Origin of the sequence: Synechococcus sp. Minos11 (genome assembly GCF_014279855.1) — a bacterium.
In the GTDB taxonomy this organism is placed as follows: Bacteria; Cyanobacteriota; Cyanobacteriia; order PCC-6307; family Cyanobiaceae; genus RCC307.
Window position 1 is genome coordinate 1749308 of record NZ_CP047953.1, and the last position, 17985, is coordinate 1767292.

The following is a 17985-nucleotide window of genomic DNA, read 5'->3' on the forward strand; positions in this document are numbered from 1 at the left end:
GTGATTGTCTCGACAGACGCGATGATGCAGCTGCTCAACGACCCTGTCGCGGCCGTTGATCGTCTGCGGCAAATCGAAGCGAGAACCCACTCCAGTGGCGTCGCTACAGCGCAAGCCACCGTGGATTCCGTTCTGGCGGCTGTCAAAGAGCGCGGCGATGCAGCCCTCAAGGAGTACACCGAGCGTTTTGACGGGGTTGTGCTCGATTGCCTACGTGTGGATCCAGCCGCGACTGAAGCGGCCTGGCAGAGCGCTCCCCTGGCTTTGCGCGATGCCCTGCAACTGGCCCATCGGCGCATCAGCGCTTTCCACCGCGAACAACTACCGCAGGACATCGAGCTCAAAGGTCCCCATGGGGAAAGCCTTGGCAGGCGTTGGCGCCCGGTCAACTCCGCTGGGCTCTATGTGCCTGGTGGCCGCGCGGCTTACCCCAGCACGGTGTTGATGAATGCCATCCCCGCCCAAGTCGCGGGGGTGAAGCAAGTGGTGATGGTCACCCCGCCAGGGCCAGACGGGCAAGTCAACCCCGCTGTGTTGGCGGCCGCCCACGTGGCTGGCATCGATCAGATCTACAGCGTCGGCGGCGCCCAAGCCGTGGCGGCGCTGGCCTTCGGCACCGAGTCGATCCCGGCGGTGGACGTGATCACCGGACCTGGAAATTTGTTTGTGACCCTGGCCAAAAAAAGCGTGTATGGCCGGGTTGGCATTGATTCGCTGGCTGGGCCCAGCGAAGTGTTGGTGATCGCCGATGACAGCGCCTCAGCCGAGCTGGTGGCGGCGGATTTGCTGGCCCAAGCAGAGCACGACCCCCTGGCTGCAGCGATTCTGCTGACCACCAGCCCGCGCCTCGTGCAAGAGGTGCCCGAGGCGATTGCAGCGCAACTGGAGGATCACCCCAGGCGCGAGGTAACGGAAGCCTCGATCCGCGATTGGGGCTTAATAGTGCTCTGCGAATCACTCGAGCAAGCCGCGCAGCTCTCCGATCGCTTTGCTCCTGAACATCTGGAGTTGTTGGTGCAGGAACCAGCCGCGCTGGCTGAACGCATTCAGCAGGCCGGCGCGATCTTCATGGGACAGCACACCCCAGAAGCAGCTGGCGACTACCTTGCTGGGCCCAATCACACCCTGCCGACCTCCGGGACAGCCCGCTTTGCTGGCGCCTTGAGCGTGGAAACGTTCATGCGCCACACCAGCCTGATCAACTTCAACCGGCAAGCGCTTGAAGCCACGGGCGCCGCGATCATGGAGTTAGCAGCCCATGAGGGATTGCATAGTCACCGCGAGTCGGTGCGCCGCAGGCTGCAGAGCTGACTTACGGGGTCACAAGCCAATGGGCGGGCTCTTGGCCAGGGATCATCTGCAACACCAGATCGCCTGGGCGGGGCTCACCCACTCGTCTGCCAGCAATCCAACGCCGGCCATCAGAGTCAGCACGAACCAAATACCAACGCTCCAGATCGGCACGCTGTTGGCGGCGCAGTTGGTCTTTGGCCTGTGATGGCGACAAGTGCCCTTGCTGCATGCCAAGCGGAAGCTTCTCTTGCAACGACGAGCGGATCACATTCCAGCCGTCGTAAAAGGGCACCTCAGGGCAATTGCGATGCAATTGACCCGCTTCCAACTGGGCGCAGTGAAACCAGGTGATGCGGCGATCTTGCTCATTGAGCAGGCGGGCCACCTGCCGTGAAAAGTGCTGCTTGTTGAGCCCTGGAGCAATGGTCCAAGACTCTCGAGGCAGCAGCAGCAACAGCAACCAACCGGCCTGAATTAACAAAGTCCAACGCCACAGAGATCGCTCTGCGCAGAGCTTCCAAGTCAGAAAAATCAAGCTGAGGCCAAGCATTAAGGCCGGCGTGACGTAGCTCTCGCGCATCACCAAACCAGGCGAAATCGCTGAGCGACTGAGGTCAACCAAAACCGCGAAGGCAACGGCGTAAACGCCCGGGAGGCAACAGACCAGCAGCTGCCGCTGATCCAGAGGGGATAAGCCTTGCCAGTGCCGCCACAGGAGGATCAAGAGGGCCACCCCCGATGCGGCCATCCAAAGACCGCTGTGGGGCCACCAGATCTGCAACATGCGCCAGGCGAATAACCCGCTGAAATTCAGTGGGGAACCAGAGCTGGCCAAGGAGGTCAGGCTGTAGATCAGCAGCGCAGACCCAGCCGATAGAACAATCAACCAACGCCGGCCAAACGCGAGCAAGCGAATCGCGCTGTAGCTGAGCAGCAGGGCCACCCCCAAGCCGCCATTGATCAGGGCCAATCCGGGCAACAACACATCGAGCCAAAGAGGCGGGACGCTCTGGTTTCTCAGCAGCAGATGCAGGGACACCAGCAACAGCAATCCCTGGAAAAACCAATGGACATTGATGTCCCAAATCAGGTTTTCCAGCTGCCACGGGTTGGCAAGGATCAAACCGCAGAGAAGGCCCACCATCACGCGCAGGGCCAATGGCGCTTGAGGGTTCAATCTGCCCAGGATCAAAAAAATCCAGCCCAGCGATAGCGCCAGCACCACCAGCGAGAACCCAACGCTCCAAACGCCGAACTCGCCGCCAAAGCTCAAAGGCACAACAGCAATCAGGCGGCTGACCAGCACCCTGTGCTCATTGACAGGGTTCAGCAGATCAAGCCAACCAGCCACCCCTTGATGCAACGGCTGCTGCTGCAAGAACACCGCAGAATCAGCGATCAGGTGAGGCCAGCGCGAAGCAATAACGGCCACCTGCCACAACGCCTTCACCAGGGGGTAAAGGACAACAACCTCAAGGGCGACGAGCAAGCCAAGGCCAACCCAAAGCAGGCGCTTGCCATTGCTGATCAAGATTTGACCAGATCCCTCACGCCGGCCACACCATCGTTGATCTCGCCAACCAGCACCTGATCAGCTAGCCCCACAAACAAACCGTTCTCCAACACGCCAGGGATGTTGTTGATGGTGGTCTCCAGTCCAGCGGGGTCGTTGATCCCACCAGCGAAGCTCACATCCAGCACCAAATTGCCCTGATCGGTGACGACAGGACCTGCTTTGCGCTGTGCCATGCGCAATTCAGCGCTACCACCCAGTTGCTGCAACTCAGCCTGCACTTGGCGCCAAGCGCCTGCCAGCACCTCCACCGGCAAGAGGAAGCCAAGGTTGAGGCGCTCAACCAGCTTGGTGCTGTCGACCACCACCACGAAACGCTCAGCGCGGCGAGCCACCAACTTCTCCTGCACATGGCAAGCACCACCCCCTTTGATCAGTTCAAAAGCGGGATCCACCTCATCAGCGCCATCAATGGCCAAATCAATCCGATCGATGGCATTGAGGGATTGCAACGGGATCCCCAGTTCGGCCGCGAGAACCTCGCCTTGAAATGAGGTTGTGACGCCGACGATGTCGGTGAGGCGGCCATCGCGCAGCCGAGCTCCCACCTCCTGAATCATCAAGGCCGCCGTGGAGCCTGAACCCAAACCCAGCACCATGCCGTTCTTGACCTGATCGGTGGCAGCCAAGGCAACGGCCTGCTTCATCTGGGTCTGCAGGTCTGCCATCCGATCGCCTCAATGTCGCGGGAACTTAGCAATGGCCCGTTGAACGCGTCATCCGGCTTGGCTCATCGGCAGCGGAGCTGGCTCAATCGACAGCTCCATCTGCTCAGAGCCTCGCAACACCTTGAGTTGCAAAGGATCACCCAGGGAGGACGCCTCCACCACGGCAAGCAAATCGGCCGGAGCGCGGACATTGCGCTCACCGGCGGCAATCACCAGATCCCCGCGGCGCAATCCAGCCGCCACAGCGGGACTCTGCTCCAGCACCTGCTGGACGAGGGCACCATCGTGTTCCGGCAGCTGCACCAAGGCATTGGGGTCCGCGTTGTGCTCTTTGGCTCGGCGAACGGTGAGCGGCACCAGCTGCAGGCCGAGATAGGGGTGCACCACCTCGCCGCCACTCGATAAGCGCTCAGCGACGCCCTTAGCCAAATTGATTGGAATCGCAAAACCCAGTCCTGCGCCGGGGCCAGCACGAACCAAGGTGTTGAGGCCGATCACTTCCCCGGACTCATTAATGAGTGGCCCACCAGAGTTGCCCGGGTTGATCGCCGCATCGGTTTGGATCAGCTCAAGGCGCTTGTCGGTGAAGCCAAGGCTGCTGATGTTGCGGTGCAGGCTGCTGACAATGCCAAGGGTCACGGTGCTATCGAGTCCGTAGGGGTGGCCCAAGGCAATGGCCCAATCGCCAGGCTCAAGCGCGTCGGAATCACCGAGTGGGGCTGCCTTGAGTTTTTGAGACGTTGAGGCCAAGCGCACAACCGCAAGATCGGTCACCGGATCACTCCCCACCACTTCGCCATCGCACTGGGTTCCATCGGCCAGGCTGACTTGAACGCGATCAGCCCCTTCCACCACATGGGCATTGGTCAACACCAGCCCATCGCGGCCAATCACCACCCCAGAACCCTGGCCATTTTCGCGATGGCTACTGGGCAGATCCCCAAACAGCTCCTTGAGAAGCGGGTCGTCCAAACCAGGATCGAGACCCGACATCAACACCTGACGCTCAGTGTCGATGCGAACCACGCTGGGGGCCACTCGGCCAACGGCCTGAGCCACAAAGCCATGGGCAGCGAGAACCGGCTCAACGCCGAACGACAGCGCAGCCACCAGAGCCACCATGGCTGCCCAGAGCCCTCGCCAGCGTCCCATCGACTGCAGCCAAAAACCGAGCCTAGGAAGACCAGCGCAATCGGTGGAGATCAGCAGGACTGAATCGATTCACACCATCAGCACCAGAAAGACTCACTAGGGTCCTGCGACGCTGCCGAGCGATCTTTGGACACCTGCGCCCAAGTCTGTCCGCTTTGCAAAGTCACGATTGACACCAGTGCTTCGGCCAACGTGGAGGTGATTTTCAGCACCGGTCAACCATCAACCCGCACCCGCCTTTGGGCGCGGGTCTGCCAGTACGCCAAGGGCAAGGGCTGCATCAACACGGATCCCGCCTTGCGAGGCACTCCTGGACCACGCGATGGCTACAGCGACGCGCCTGACATGGACCTTGGTGGCGCGGCCTAAAGGCCAGGTATTAATGTGAAAGGGTGCCCGGCGGGCATGCTTCTCGCTTGCGAGAAGGCAGTCGTACCAATCAGGCGATTGCAGGGCCGGGCCGGCCCTCCGCACCACGAGCTTTGGCTCATCCCCCGCTGGAACCAATCGAAGCCCTTGCCTCGACAACGGCTCAATCTCTTGGTTTTCTCGTGGAGAGCGTGGTGCTGCATAGCCATCGCGCTCCTCAAGCGTTGATCGTTGCTGTGCGCAAGGGCGATGGCAGCGATGTGAATCTCGACGACTGCGCCAGCTTCAGCCAAGCCTTCGGGGAGGCCTTGGAGACCGGTGAACTCCTCACCGGGGCGTATGTTCTGGAAATCACAAGTCCAGGGCTTGGAGACGTTCTCCAGCAGGACCGGGACTTTCGCAGTTTCCGCGGTTTCCCCGTCTGCGTTCGGCAGCGGGATGCCAAAGGAGGCGAAATCCAGCGCGAGGGAACCCTGCTTGGCAGAGATGCCGATGCGGTCGAACTCAACCTGCGGGGGCGCATTCAGCGGATCCCACGCAGCGATGTGCTCGAGGTTCGTCTGACCTCACCCAGCGCCTAACGGCACGCCCACCTTTCTGTTCACTGCTTCAACGGATCACCCATGGCACTCGTGATGCTCCCGGGCCTCTCGGCCCTCATTGAAGACATCAGCGAGGAGAAGAAGCTGCCCGCCAACGTGGTGGAAGCCGCCCTGCGCGAAGCCCTTCTCAAGGGCTATGAGCGCTACCGCCGCACGCTCTATATCGGCATTAGCGAAGACCCGTTCGACGAAGAATATTTCAGCAACTTCGACGTGGGCCTCGACCTCGATGAAGAGGGTTACCGGGTTCTGGCCTCAAAAATCATTGTTGAAGAGGTGGAAAGCGAGGACCATCAAATTGGTCTGGCGGACGTGCAGCAGGTGACCGACGACGCCCAACTGGGCGACACGGTGGTGCTGGATGTGACCCCCGAAAAAGATGATTTCGGGCGCATGGCAGCAGCGACCACCAAGCAGGTGCTGGCCCAGAAATTGCGGGAGCATCAGCGCCGCATGATCCAGGAGGAATTCGCCGACCTAGAAGATCCGGTTCTGACCGCTCGCGTCATCCGCTTTGAGCGCCAGAGCGTGATCATGGCTGTGAGTTCCGGACTGGGCCGCCCGGAAGTGGAAGCTGAACTGCCACGGCGCGACCAGCTCCCCAACGACAACTACAGGGCCAACGCCACCTTCAAGGTCTTCCTTAAAGAGGTGTCTGAAATTGCCCGCCGCGGCCCCCAGCTGTTCATCAGCCGGGCTAACGCCGGGTTGGTTGTTTATTTGTTCGAAAACGAAGTTCCCGAGATCCAGGAAGGGTCAGTGCGGATCGTGGCCGTTGCCCGTGAAGCCAACCCACCTTCGAGGGCCGTTGGACCTCGCACCAAGGTGGCGGTCGACAGTGTTGAGCGGGAAGTTGACCCGGTTGGCGCCTGCATTGGCGCGCGGGGCTCCAGGATTCAACAGGTGGTCAACGAACTGCGCGGCGAGAAAATTGACGTGATCCGTTGGTCGCCTGACCCCGGCCAGTACCTCGCTAACTCCCTCAGCCCAGCACGGGTGGACATGGTGCGTCTGGTGGACCCAGAAGGGCAGCACGCCCACGTGTTGGTTCCGCCCGACCAGCTGAGCTTGGCCATCGGCCGCGAGGGCCAAAACGTGCGCCTGGCAGCACGCTTAACCGGCTGGAAAATCGACATCAAGAACAGCGAGGAATACGACCAGGCCTCCGAGGACGAACAGGTGGCTGAGCTGATCGAGCACCGCCGTGAGGAGGAAGCACTTCAAGCGGAAGCCGAAGCCCGCCTCGAAGCCGAACAAGCTGCCCGAGCCGAGGAAGATGCTCGCCTCAGGGAGCTGTATCCGATCGAGGAAGACGAGCTTGAGGACTACGGCGAGGAACAGCAACCCATCGCAGAGGCCGAAGTCGAAGCCGAACCAGAGCCTGCCGCCGAAGCCAGCAGCGAAGAGCCCGTGGCCAGCGAGGACGAGGCCAGGTGAGTGCTCAGCCCACCCTGCGCCGCTGCGTGAGTTGCCGGGAACTGTTCGACCGTCGTCAGTTGCTGCGCATCATCCGGCTTGCAGGGGGTGCCGGCGTTGTGATGGATGAAGGAATGGGCCGCTCGGCCTATGTCTGCGCCTCACATGCCTGCGTAGAGGACGCCCGCAAACGGCGAAAACTGCAACGCGCCCTCAGGGTCCCGGTTGCAGACAGCGTCTACGACGCCCTGGCCAAACGGCTGGAACCTGAAGCCTGACGGCCTTTCAGGCAAGATGACATTGTTGGAGTCATGCATGACGAGCGGCGGCAAAGTCCGGATCTATGAGCTTTCCCGGGACCTTGGTCTCGATAACCGCGACGTGCTTAATGCCGCGGAGAAGCTTTCGATTGCGGCCAAGAGCCACAGCAGCTCCATCAGTGATGGTGAAGCGGCCAAGATCAAAGCCCTGCTCAACAGCAATGGCAAAGCAGCAGGTGGCGCCAAGGCACCGGCCAAGCCAGACGCTGGCAATCAGATCCTGTCGCTGAAGAAAGCGCCAAGCACGCCAAGCCAATCAGCGGCGGCTCCTGCTTCAGCACCGCCCAGCCGCAAACCAGAAATCGTCGCCAAGCCAGCCGCTCCGGCAAGCCCCGCCAAACCGGCCCCCAGCGCGCCGCCGAGCCGCAAACCAGAAATCGTCGCCAAGCCAGCTGCTCCGGCAAGCCCCGCCAAACCAGCCCCCAGCGCGCCGCCGAGCCGCAAACCTGAGGTGGTGGCCAAGCCAGCCGCTCCGGCAAGCCCCGCCAAACCGGCACCAAAACCGGTGGCCAAACCCATCGCTAAGCCAGCCAGCGCGCCAGCTCCAGCGCGGCCTGCCCAACCCCTGCGTCCCCAAGCCAGCAACCGGCCGCCGCAGCAGCCCAGCAACCGGCCGCCGGCCAGGCCCGCCGCCAAACCACCGGTGGTGATGAGCAAACCCACCGCTCCACCGCCCAGGCCTGCCAGGCCTGGGGCCCCAGCGCCTCGTCGCGACCAAAACAGGCCGGCGGTCCCCATGCGGCCGCCCAACCAGCAGCAGCGACCGTCGCCACAACGCAGTGGTCCACCCCGTAGTGGCGCCCCGATTCGTCCTGGCGCACCCCAACGCCCGGGAATGCCTGGTCGCGGCGGTGCTCCACAACAACGTCGCGGTCCTGGAGGACCGGGAGGTCGTCCCCCGTCCTCCCTTGAGCTGGTCGGCAAACCGATTCGGCGCGAACCCAATGCGCCCCAGGGCCGCCAAGGTGGCGCCCCCAGCCGGCCTGGTGGTCCTGGCGGCATGCGCAAGCCGGTGTCCCCCGGCGAGCTCATGCAGCTGCAGAAGCCCGGGAGTCGGCCTACCCCTGGTGATGGTCCCCGGCGTCCACCCGCACGCCCAGGCAGTGAGGCACCGCGCCGTCCCGGCGAAGCCCCCAACCGCCCCAACGCACCCACAGCGCCGCCGCGCCGTCCCGGCTACCGCCCTGCAGCCGCTCCCGGCATGGCTGGGCGTCCTCGTCGCCCGGATTGGGATGACAGCGCCAGGCTCGATGCCCTGCGCAGTCGCTCACCCCAGAAACAGCGCCAGAAGGTGCACATCATTGGGGAGAACGACGATTCCTTAGCCGCACAGACCGGCGGCTTCGCCGGTGGCCAAGAGGCCCTGGTGCTGCAAGCCAGCCTGGCCAGGCCAAGCAAGCCCAAAAATCTGCCGGGCAACAAAGGCGCACGGCCCGTGGCCCTGCGTCGCCGCAAGAAGGAAACCACCCGTCAACGGCAACGCCGCCGTGCCATGGAGCTACGGCAAGCCAGAGAGGCCAAGCAAATCCGGCCCGAAATGCTGGTGGTGCCCGAAGGCAACCTCACCGTTCAAGAGCTTGCCGACAAGCTGAGCGTCGAGAGCTCCGAGATCATCAAATCCCTCTTCTTCAAGGGGATCATTGCCACGGTCACCCAGACCCTTGATCTCGAATCGATCGAGAAGGTGTCCCAGGAATTTGGTGTTCCTGTGCTGCAGGACGACATCGAAGAAGCCGCCAAGAAGACCGTCGAAATGATCGAGGAGAGCGACCTCGATCACCTGATCCGGCGCCCGCCTGTGGTCACCGTGATGGGCCACGTCGACCACGGCAAAACCAGCTTGCTCGATGCAATCCGCAAAACGCGTGTGGCGGCAGGGGAAGCTGGCGGCATCACCCAGCACATCGGCGCCTATCAAGTCGATGTGGACCATGCCGGTGCCAGCAAGAAGGTCACCTTCTTGGACACCCCCGGCCACGAAGCGTTCACCGCTATGCGCGCCCGCGGTACCAAGGTCACCGACGTGGCGATCCTGGTGGTGGCCGCTGATGACGGCGTTCGGCCTCAAACCCTGGAAGCCATCAGTCACGCCCGCGCTGCGGAAGTGCCTATCGTTGTGGCGATTAACAAGGTCGACAAAGAAGGCGCCCAGATCGATCGCGTCAAACAGGAGCTCTCCGATCAAAGCCTGCTGGCGGAAGATTGGGGCGGCGACACCGTGATGGTGCCGGTCAGCGCACTCAAGGGGGAAGGCCTCGACAAGCTGCTGGAGATGATCCTGCTGGTGACCGAGGTTGAAGACCTCAAGGCCAACCCCGAGCGGATGGCCAAAGGCACCGTGGTGGAAGCTCACCTCGACAAGGCCAAGGGCCCCGTGGCCACGCTGCTGGTCCAAAACGGCACCCTGCGCCCTGGCGACGTTGTTGCTGCAGGCCCTGTCCTGGGCAAGGTCCGGGCCATGGTGAACGACAGCGGCCGCCGCGTGAAGGAAGCGGCTCCCTCCTCCGCCGTGGAGGTCCTGGGCTTCAGCGAGGTACCAGCCGCTGGCGACGAGTTCGAGGTCTACCCCGACGAGAAAGCCGCACGCTCGGTGGTGGGTGATCGCGCCAGCGAGGCGCGCGCCACTCGCTTGGCTCAGCAGATGGCCTCTCGCCGCGTCTCGTTGACGTCGATGTCTGGCCAGGCCAGCGAAGGTGAGCTGAAGGAGCTCAATTTGATCTTGAAGGCCGACGTTCAGGGCAGCGTCGAAGCCATTTTGGGAATGTTGGAACAGCTACCCCAAGGCGAGGTTCAGGTGCGTGTGCTGCTCTCTGCACCAGGCGAAGTCACCGAAACCGACGTTGACCTAGCTGCCGCATCGGGCGCTGTGATCGTTGGCTTCAACACCACCTTGGCATCCGGCGCTCGCCGAGCCGCTGAATTGGCTGGTGTTGACGTTCGCGATTACAACGTCATCTACAAGCTGCTGGAAGACATCCAGGCCGCTATGGAAGGCCTCCTGGAACCCGAGCTGGTGGAATCACCTCTGGGCGAAGCCGAGGTGCGCGCTGTGTTCAGCATTGGCAAGAGCGCCGTGGCTGGTTGCTACGTCACCAGCGGCAGCATTCAACGCAATTGCAAGATTCGCGTCCACCGCGGCAAGCAGCTGGTGTTCAGCGGCGATCTCGATTCGCTCAAGCGAATGAAGAACGACGTTAAGGAAGTGAACACCGGTTTCGAATGCGGCTTTGGTTGCGATCGCTTTGCCGACTGGCAAGAGGGCGACCGCGTTGAAGCGTTTGCGATGGTGACCCAGCGCCGCACACTGGCCACCTAAATGGAAGCCTGGCTCCCACGGCTCAGCCTGGCGCTGCTGCCGCTGGAGCTGTTGTTGCTTCAGCTGGTTCTCGCTGGCGGCAATCCGGGACCAGCTCCACGGCTGGAAATGGTCTTGCTGTGGGCCTTAGCGGTGCTGTTGCCGCAGCTCCGTCCGCCCTGGGTGCTGCCGCTCGCGCTGCTCAGGCCCGTGCTTGCTGTGCTGCAGCTGCCCTTGCTGTTGTGGCTCGATCAGCGGGCAGGGCTCGCAACGACGATGAGCCCTTGGGCTGACCAGAGCCGGGTGGCCTGTTTGCTGTGGGCCTTGCTGTTGCTGCTAGCGATCCAATGGCAACTGCGCTCAGCTCTCGGCACTGTCTCGATTGCGATCCCACCAGAGCAAAGCGCCACTAATCAACAAAGCGAGCCCCTGAATTCCGAGGTCGGAGAGGGGGACAACACCACCACTGGAGGCGCGCAGAGCCATGGTGGCGGCACCGACAGCGGCGGAAGCGAAGAGGGCCAGCCAGAGGGCCCGGCGTAGCCCACGCCACGGCGTGCGCGCCTCCTGCAAAAGACGAGCTTTGAGCTCAGGATCCAGTCGGGATGAGGGATCTGCCATGAACAGTGAGCTCAGCTCAAACCTCCGCCGATGCTAATTTGACGCCCACGCCGGTGTAGCTCAGGGGTAGAGCAACTGATTCGTAATCAGTAGGTCGTCGGTTCAATTCCGATCACCGGCTTCCAGTCACGGCAAAGGATCTCAGGGACTCGGTCCAGGCTCTCACCCAGGCTTCAGCGACGGTGTGCGCACTTTGGGCGCACTTCCGCGTTAGACCCAACTCAGTGGAGACGCCGATGCCACAAACCCAGAGCCCAAAGCAATCGCCCAGATGGGTGAAAGGCCTTCGCAGCAGCTGCCGGCAATGGCTTGATGGTGAACTCAGCTGGCCTCAATTACTTGGTGAGAAGTAGTTAACAAAGGCCCTGCCATTCCTGCAGACGCCAAGTGGAAGTTCAGCGGTTAAACAAGCTGCGTTGATGGCAATCGTGCCAGGTATTGGAGGCTGATTAGCTGGCTTATGGGTGTGACTGAAGAAATAAAAAGCCCCTGCGCTTGCACGTGCTTTGGGTGATTAGGCTACGGGAAAGGGTACGTCAAAGGAACGTCTACTTGTTCGTGTACCTGTATCCCATTAAAGGGCAATGGTTCGTCGTGTACCCGTACATCCCTATTGCTTGGTGACTTGGTCATCACATCAATCATCTGCTGCGGTGTGAATTGCTGAGCAATTACTGCTGTGGGAAGCAGTGCGATTGTGATAGCGAGGATGTGTTTCATTCTGGAAATTCAGCGGTTAGTCAGGGTACAACTGGTACTTCCGAACACGGAGATTATTCAGCAGGAAGTATTTCAAATAAGGAGCATCGATTTTGTCCATCGGAAAAGAAATAGCTTCATAGGAACTTTGGGACCTTGTCGTAAAAGGTATCAAAATCTTCTTATCATGCACTCGCACATCCCTATTGCTTGGAGACAATGAAATCTGCTTGATTTGAGGCTGTTCCTCGGCTTTGGCTTGTTCCTTTGATTTCTCCTTATGGCTGCCACCGCCAAAGCGAATCGTTAGATCAGCTGAGGCACGGGCATTGAAAGCATCGTCATAGGTATAGGTTCCACCGAACTCAACACCCTTGGCGACAGCAAATGCCAAACGACCTTTGACGCCTGAACTGTTTCCAGCACTGTCATCACCCTGCTGGTAGTAATAACCAACGGAAGCATTGATCTCTGGGGTGATGAAGTACCCAACATCAAGCCCGTAGGTATCCAAGGCACCACCTTGGTAATGGCTGTTCAGGCGCTGCTCGGTATCGCCGAAAGGCACCAAGGCATAAGCGCCGAAGTTCCACGTCGGGCTGACCGCTTCCACCTCAGCAGCAACCTGCTGGAAGAACACACTTCTGGGGTTCTTGGCGTACTTGATCGATGGCAGATACAGGTGCTGATAACGCCGCTTGATCGGGTTCCAAGGCTTGGCGTCACCTGTGTTCATCGGGCGGCTGTCGTAACCAGCGTTGACGCCGAACATCCAGCTGCGGTCATCGTTCAGCCAGCGGTAGCCGAGACGCGATGAGGTGCTGACCGTGACGCCATCGACTTGGGTGTTGTCGATTGAGCTGTAGCCCAAGAAGTCAGCCAAGTTGGCGTTGGCTTCAACGTCGGCATAGAAGACGCTGTTATCGCCTACCGCGATGGGCAGGAAGCCACCAACACCAACCTCGTTGGGAGTACCTGCGCCTTGCGTCTGCCCTTGGAATCCAAAGCGTGGCTTGATGCTGTCCTTGAGGCTGACGTTCATCACCCCGATGTCATCAGCACTGCCTTCCGCCAGAACGGGTGCCTGGGCAACTAGCAGTGATGCAGCAGCGGCAAGTGACAGCAGCGGGCGCATGGGTCAGCTGAATTTGCGCGCATGATGCCGAACACACGCTGGAAGACCAGTAGCCGTATTCCAGCTTCATCACTGCGGTTCAACGCGCCATCAAAAAGCCCCCGCCGAAGCAGGTCGTCAAAACCCCCTGCCATTCCTGCAGACGCCAAGTTGAAGTTCAGCGGTTAATTAAAGCAAGATCAGCTGATCTATAGCTCTGGTGCCAGGCGTGTCTACGCAGCATCTCCGCCATGACCAGAACCTTGCCCAGCACGTCCTGGAGCTCTTTGTTGATCGCTCCATTCCCAGTAGGTATACGAGTAGCCTAGATCAAGCGGATAGGCATAAATCATCGGTGTCCACCTGATCTCGTCAGTAGGTAATATCGTCCTGCTATTTAATATGTCAATCAGTTGTCGAGGAGTGATTGGATAATAGCGTTTCGAATTGGCTACTCTGACATTTCTGTTGATTGGACTGGCGCTTAGCCCCTGCAGCACAGAGGATTTGCTGCTATCAGGCTTGCCTTCATGGCTATTGAATCGCCAGCTTAGATTACCACTCACCCTGGATTCAAAGTAATCGTCATAACTATAAAGAACACCCGCTTCTAGTTGGTTGTTGATGTTGTAACTAAGGCTGGCTTGCACGCCTGAGCCATCGACAGATTCTGGGTAATAAGGATCTGATTTCTCGTCAAATTCGTAGTAATAACCAGCGCCTAGTTTCCACTGATCACTGATGGCATAAGCCACCTTTAATCCAATGGTGGTCAGTGGCGATGCGCCAGCCAAGCTGTTGAGGTTGGCCACGTTGTCACTGCCCAGTCCGTATTCGCCAATAGGGATCAAGGCGTAGGCGTTCAAGTCCCATTTCTTATGGATGGCTTCTGCTGAAACCGCCACTTGCTGGAAGAACGGCGTTTGCTGGTCATAGACCTTGTATCCGCTCACCGTGTCACCTGATTTCACTGGGCGGCTGTCATATCCAGCGTTGATGCCAAACATCCAGCTGCGGTCATCGTTCAGCCAGCGGTAGCCGAGACGGGTTGAGGTACTGATCGTGAATGCATCAAGCACCGTGCCGCCAAGGCTGCTGTTGGCTGCGTTGAAGTCCGCGAAGTTGACGTTTGCCAGTGCATCGACGAACCAAACGCTGTTGTCGTTGATCTTGAGCGGTAGGAACCCGCCAACACCGGCTTGATTCGGCGTCCCTGCACCTTGCGTTTCGCCTTGAAAGCCAAAATCAGGCTTGACCACATCTTTCAGGCTGATGCTCATCACCCCGATGTCATCAGCGCTGCCTTCTGCCAAGACTGGTGCCTGCGCCAGCAGCAGTGACGCGGTTGCAGCAGCAGTCAGCAGGCGACGCATTGGGGCGGGAAATCTGCGCGCATGATGCCGAACGCACGCTGGAAGACCAGCAGCCGTATCCCACCTTCACCACTGGGGTTCAACGTGCTGAGTCAGCGGATTTTGAAAGCAGCGCAATCAGGCTTTGCTGGCTTTTGGGTCATCAGTGAGCAGGTGCGGGCTGTCCGCTTCCAGCTGCCGCAGGAATGTCTCAACGTCTTTCTTGGGCACGTCTTCACAGCGGCCCTCGCGGATCCCATTCAGGGCAATTCGCAGCAGTGCTTCCCTTGCTGTCGTTTGCTTCATCGGGATTCCTCCAATCTGATTTGCAGGTATTCGCGCAACGAGGTGCGGCGGTTGGCACCCCAAACGCATTGAGTTTCAAGTGGTGCGCCCGCCTTGAGTTCGGCACACAGCGAGCAGGGTGGATTGCCATAGCTGCCGCAACCGTCAGCCCAGCGTGCGTGGGCAGGTGCTGCGAACAAGAGGAATCCAACGGCAACAAGAAAGCTGTTCATCTATCCGTCCATCCATCCAACGAAGTAGGCACCTTCTTTCAATAATTGGTCGTCAAAATCATGGAACCTCAGTAATTCACCTTCTTCTGGTTCGTCAAATTGCCAAGGGTGTTGGATGACCTGGCCGAAGCAAATAGTGAACTCATCTTTGTAATCCAAAGGCTTGTCATCCTCATTCATTCCTTCGCAATCTTCTAGGTGCTCGGCCAGCCGATCCGAAAGGTCAAACTTCTCAGCTATAGAAGCCGGGATTGCAAGGGTTGCGGTGTGGTCTGCGTAAAACCAGAAACGACCTTCAAACCAAGCACCGTCGTTAAACCAGACGTTTTGGTCGGTGTTCTCTTCCTGTAGGCGCTCTGCGTGTTTCATGGCTGAGGTGCCTTCATGGATGGAGATGATTTCCCATGTGGATTCGTCCCGCAGGCACTTGGCTACACAGGAGGTTTTTCTGGTGAAACCAGAGGTGTCGAACGGTTTGAGTTGTTCAGCCTGAATCAGTTCAGTCACGCGCCTTTTCGCCCTCCGTTGGCATCAATGCAGATGTTTGCGTTGTCCCTCATTGAGTACTGAGGCCAGGGTCCATTGGTTTTGCTTGCCCGCTTGAAGACCTTTTGCCACTCCTCCCAGCACGCCTCGTTAATCGTTCTGCCGTAAAGCGGGATGCACCAATTTGAAGTGCCCGTGAGATTGATTGAGTCAGCCCCACAGCGAGCATGAGCAGGGCGTGGCATTGCGATTGGCGTCGCCAAAAACAGCAACACTGCCAGCGGCATCCCTATTCGGAGGTTTTGGCTTTTCATGGCTCCACCATCACTGCGGCATGGGGTGCAGCGGATCCCCCGTTTGGGTGAGTTTTGCCTCAAGAACCTCGCAGCAGAACTCCGCTGGATTGCGCCCGCTCTGTTCAATGCGGCGCAGGGTCTCTGCGCTGACCATCGCTTGGGCCTTGCTCCAGGTGTTCACTCTGCGAGGCATTGCTCAAGCTCAGCAATTCGCAGCAATGGCACCGCAGCTGATTCAGCGGTGAATGGCGCTGGCGGTGGCGGTGCAATTTTCTTGATCTTGCGGCGTGAGCTGCTGGGGCCGTGCTGCAAGCAAAGGCGCCAGGCAATTTTGTCCCTGAAGTGACAGTGGCGCGACAGGGTGATTTATTTCAGAAACAGTGTTTCCTTGAAGCTGATTCACCTTTACCAGCTGTACGGCTCCCCCAAAGCGGGTGGTGATGGAACAAGCCCATAAGCCAAAGCCCAGGCCAAAACAAGAGCCTTGCAATGCCGTTCGAGCAGGTTGACGAGTAAGGCAGCGACTTTCATGCAATGAGTCATAGGAATAGCCGCACGGTCTCAATCAGCACTATGACGATCAAGCAGCGGTAAACCCATTGATTGGCGTACTGGCTCATTACCACCCTCGCCCCGATTAATGACCCGAAGATGCTGCCAATCACCATAGGAATCCCGATTTGCCATTCCACCTTTCCGCTTCTCGCAAAGATCAAGAAAGTGGAAATACTGAACAAGAAAACCATGCCAGTTTTTACAGGCACTGCCTGTCTCAGACTTATACCTCCAACGAGCACCAAGCTTAAAAGGAGAAATATGGCAGCATCAACGATGATCAGCCCTGCCCAAAAACCGCAAAAAGCAGTTAACAGCCAGAGAGACAGAGGCGTTTGAATATAGGCTTTATCACCATCATCCGGTCGGTGTTTCAATAACTGCTGGGGACGTATCAGAAGAAATGCAAGCGCTATCAATACGGAAATACGAATCAGAAGAAGACTGGTCGAAGTATTCATTGTTGTGGCAATCTCTGCTCCCAACAGACTGAATGGCAGAAAGACGATTGAAAGCTGCAGGACTGATTGCCAGGGGATGAGCTTGGCTCTCTCGAATGACCACAGAGCTGTTGTGCTTCCCAGAAGAATCGGGAGGCGTGCAGTGGCGTTAGCAACATCAGCTGGCATACCGATTGCGAGCAAGGCGGGGAACATCACTGCCGAGCCACCTGAAGCAACAGCATTGAAAAAACCGCACACCGCTCCCAAGCCCAACCCAAATGCGACGAGTGGAAAGTCAAGGCTCATGTTTTGACCAAGTCCTCCTGACTGTTCTCTGCAGACGACCCAACCATGGCCTTGGTGGTTTGGCGGGTGCACCTCCGCCGCAAAAGCCCCTCAGCCTAGAGGGGGGAACACTCCAGACAGACTTAGGGAACGGGATGAACGAGTGGATGCAGACCGCCTTTGCGGATCACTTGGACATCGCCCGCGCTTGCGAATCCATCGGCGAGATCGATTTGGGCGAGGGCATCGCCGCAATGGGGGCCTCACTGGGCTTGCTGGCCCAGGAGCTCTGGATCGCCGACCTGACAGCCCAGGAAAAGTGCGCACATGGGCGCACTAATCACGTCAATCACTCCGGAGCCTTCCGGAAGTAGCCGGTAAGATTCAAGCTATATCTGGGTTTTCCAGGCCAGCACTGAGATCTGACACCGTTTCGTAATCAGTAGGTCGTCGGTTCAATTCCGATCACCGGCTTGCTTTGGCCAAGAGTGAAGGATCAATAACTTCTCCTTGGCAATCAGATTTCAACTCGGCAGAGTTTTATCGGATTTTTGAATAGCAATGCTTAGTTTCTTACTTCGCGACGGCAACATCATCAACGCACCTGTTGAGCTTGATGATGAAGAGGTGCTCACCTATGAAGACGGAGACGGCCACACGACACATGCTTTGCTGAGTGACGAGGCTGAGGCGAGGCTGATGACCCTCCTCTCTGTTACCCATCTCAACGCTGCATAAGAGTCAAGATAAACGCCTCTAGAAATAAGTGCTATGGCTTTGGATTAATGCCCCGTTATTGCTGCGGAGCCGGTGGAACCCACCACATGGAACAGACCACTGAGTGGGTCAGCGGCGAAGGAAGGCTGTCAGCAGTCAACCAAGTTTGGTTTTGCCACAACTGCGGAAGCATCTGGCCGAAGGAGAAGGA

At 59.0% G+C, this 17985-nt stretch carries 18 protein-coding genes and 1 tRNA gene; 10 read left to right on the forward strand and 9 right to left on the reverse strand.

Annotation, left to right across the window (positions count from 1 at the left end):
* The first annotated feature begins 24 nt into the window (after positions 1 to 24).
* Complete coding sequence (gene hisD, locus SynMINOS11_RS09855) at positions 25 to 1311, forward strand: histidinol dehydrogenase (RefSeq protein WP_255445382.1); 1287 nt, start codon at positions 25 to 27, stop codon at positions 1309 to 1311.
* 1 nt (position 1312) lies between these two features.
* Here hisD and SynMINOS11_RS09860 read toward each other — a convergent pair whose 3' ends face one another.
* From SynMINOS11_RS09860 to SynMINOS11_RS09870, 3 genes are read right to left on the reverse strand one after another with little or no spacing between them, the layout of a single operon-like run.
* Positions 1313 to 2782 (reverse strand): hypothetical protein, encoded by a 1470-nt coding sequence (locus SynMINOS11_RS09860; protein ID WP_186548246.1) that lies wholly within the window; start codon positions 2780 to 2782, stop codon positions 1313 to 1315.
* A 38-nt stretch (positions 2783 to 2820) separates the two neighbouring features.
* Positions 2821 to 3534 (reverse strand): ribose-5-phosphate isomerase RpiA, encoded by a 714-nt coding sequence (rpiA, locus tag SynMINOS11_RS09865; RefSeq protein WP_011936379.1) that lies wholly within the window; start codon positions 3532 to 3534, stop codon positions 2821 to 2823.
* Positions 3535 to 3582: 48 nt separating this feature from the next.
* On the reverse strand, positions 3583 to 4686 hold the full coding sequence (locus SynMINOS11_RS09870; protein ID WP_011936380.1) for a trypsin-like peptidase domain-containing protein: 1104 nt from the start codon (positions 4684 to 4686) through the stop codon (positions 3583 to 3585).
* A gap of 192 nt (positions 4687 to 4878) precedes the next feature.
* Between SynMINOS11_RS09870 and SynMINOS11_RS12780 the strand changes: the two genes are divergently transcribed.
* From SynMINOS11_RS12780 to infB, 5 genes are all read left to right on the forward strand, one after another.
* Complete coding sequence (locus SynMINOS11_RS12780) at positions 4879 to 5055, forward strand: hypothetical protein (protein ID WP_222929707.1); 177 nt, start codon at positions 4879 to 4881, stop codon at positions 5053 to 5055.
* 113 nt (positions 5056 to 5168) lie between these two features.
* A complete protein-coding gene (locus SynMINOS11_RS09880) occupies positions 5169 to 5636 on the forward strand; it encodes a ribosome assembly cofactor RimP (RefSeq protein WP_186548248.1) in 468 nt (155 codons plus the stop codon).
* 42 nt (positions 5637 to 5678) lie between these two features.
* Positions 5679 to 7094, forward strand: coding sequence for a transcription termination factor NusA (gene nusA, locus SynMINOS11_RS09885; RefSeq protein WP_011936383.1), 1416 nt, complete (start codon positions 5679 to 5681; stop codon positions 7092 to 7094).
* A complete protein-coding gene (locus SynMINOS11_RS09890; protein WP_011936384.1) occupies positions 7091 to 7351 on the forward strand; it encodes a YlxR family protein in 261 nt (86 codons plus the stop codon). Before nusA ends, SynMINOS11_RS09890 begins: the two co-directional genes overlap by 4 nt.
* Positions 7352 to 7388: 37 nt before the next feature.
* Positions 7389 to 10709, forward strand: coding sequence for a translation initiation factor IF-2 (gene infB, locus SynMINOS11_RS09895; protein ID WP_186548250.1), 3321 nt, complete (start codon positions 7389 to 7391; stop codon positions 10707 to 10709).
* 339 nt (positions 10710 to 11048) lie between these two features.
* Here the strand turns inward: infB and SynMINOS11_RS09900 are convergent, their stop codons facing one another.
* Positions 11049 to 11309 (reverse strand): DUF3493 domain-containing protein, encoded by a 261-nt coding sequence (locus SynMINOS11_RS09900; protein ID WP_186548252.1) that lies wholly within the window; start codon positions 11307 to 11309, stop codon positions 11049 to 11051.
* 49 nt (positions 11310 to 11358) lie between these two features.
* On the opposite strand from SynMINOS11_RS09900, the gene SynMINOS11_RS09905 reads away from it, so the two are divergent.
* Positions 11359 to 11430, forward strand: a tRNA-Thr gene (locus tag SynMINOS11_RS09905).
* A gap of 615 nt (positions 11431 to 12045) precedes the next feature.
* Here the strand turns inward: SynMINOS11_RS09905 and SynMINOS11_RS09910 are convergent.
* Together SynMINOS11_RS09910 and SynMINOS11_RS09915 are read right to left on the reverse strand one after the other, a co-directional pair.
* Positions 12046 to 13143, reverse strand: a complete 1098-nt coding sequence (locus SynMINOS11_RS09910; RefSeq protein ID WP_255445383.1) for a carbamoyl-phosphate synthase — start codon at positions 13141 to 13143, stop codon at positions 12046 to 12048.
* Between the two features lie 212 nt (positions 13144 to 13355).
* Positions 13356 to 14495 (reverse strand): carbamoyl-phosphate synthase, encoded by a 1140-nt coding sequence (locus SynMINOS11_RS09915; protein WP_186548254.1) that lies wholly within the window; start codon positions 14493 to 14495, stop codon positions 13356 to 13358.
* 24 nt (positions 14496 to 14519) lie between these two features.
* Between SynMINOS11_RS09915 and SynMINOS11_RS09920 the strand changes: the two genes are divergently transcribed.
* Entirely contained in the window at positions 14520 to 14852 is a 333-nt protein-coding gene (locus SynMINOS11_RS09920) for a hypothetical protein (RefSeq protein ID WP_186548256.1), read from the forward strand.
* Positions 14853 to 14992: 140 nt separating this feature from the next.
* On the opposite strand, the gene SynMINOS11_RS09925 is transcribed toward SynMINOS11_RS09920, so the two are convergent.
* From SynMINOS11_RS09925 to SynMINOS11_RS09935, 3 genes are all read right to left on the reverse strand, one after another.
* Positions 14993 to 15499, reverse strand: a complete 507-nt coding sequence (locus SynMINOS11_RS09925; protein WP_186548258.1) for a hypothetical protein — start codon at positions 15497 to 15499, stop codon at positions 14993 to 14995.
* A 303-nt stretch (positions 15500 to 15802) separates the two neighbouring features.
* Positions 15803 to 15967, reverse strand: a complete 165-nt coding sequence (locus SynMINOS11_RS09930) for a hypothetical protein (protein ID WP_186548260.1) — start codon at positions 15965 to 15967, stop codon at positions 15803 to 15805.
* A gap of 346 nt (positions 15968 to 16313) precedes the next feature.
* Positions 16314 to 17078: a sulfite exporter TauE/SafE family protein gene (locus SynMINOS11_RS09935; RefSeq protein WP_186548262.1), complete on the reverse strand. Its 765-nt coding sequence runs from the start codon at positions 17076 to 17078 to the stop codon at positions 16314 to 16316.
* A gap of 146 nt (positions 17079 to 17224) precedes the next feature.
* On the opposite strand from SynMINOS11_RS09935, the gene SynMINOS11_RS09940 reads away from it, so the two are divergent.
* Positions 17225 to 17431 (forward strand): hypothetical protein, encoded by a 207-nt coding sequence (locus tag SynMINOS11_RS09940; protein WP_186548264.1) that lies wholly within the window; start codon positions 17225 to 17227, stop codon positions 17429 to 17431.
* Between the two features lie 187 nt (positions 17432 to 17618).
* Positions 17619 to 17795 (forward strand): hypothetical protein, encoded by a 177-nt coding sequence (locus SynMINOS11_RS09945; RefSeq protein WP_186548266.1) that lies wholly within the window; start codon positions 17619 to 17621, stop codon positions 17793 to 17795.
* Positions 17796 to 17985: the final 190 nt, after the last annotated feature.